The sequence below is a fragment of the Streptomyces sp. CB02366 genome, assembly GCF_001905905.1.
GTDB lineage: Bacteria > Actinomycetota > Actinomycetes > Streptomycetales > Streptomycetaceae > Streptomyces.
Map to the genome: position 1 here is coordinate 1 of NZ_LIVT01000022.1, position 274 is coordinate 274.

Annotated in this window: 1 pseudogene; it reads right to left on the reverse strand. The window is 73.7% G+C overall.

The annotated features are described in order from the left end of the window. Positions 1–274: pseudogene (locus tag AMK24_RS34065) on the reverse strand (DNA-binding protein); the annotation flags it as partial.

Sequence of the window (274 nt, forward strand, 5' to 3'; positions counted from 1 at the left end):
TCGTCGCGGTCCCCGAGCGGGTCGGGCAGGTGGGGGTGGGCCCACTCGGCGGGGGTGATCAGGTGGACCCCGGAGCGCTTCGGGCCGACACCGTCCATGCCGGTGGTGTGCTCCAGCTTCCCGACCGGCAGCCACACCTTCAGCGCGGACAGGTAGGCCGCGTTGACGTCGAGGGCGGTCACCCGCAGGTCCGCCTTGGGGGCGCGGAGGGAGTAGGCGGGGTTGGTGTAGGCGGGGCGGGCCTCCCAGATCTGGTCCGGCTCGCGCTTGCTGG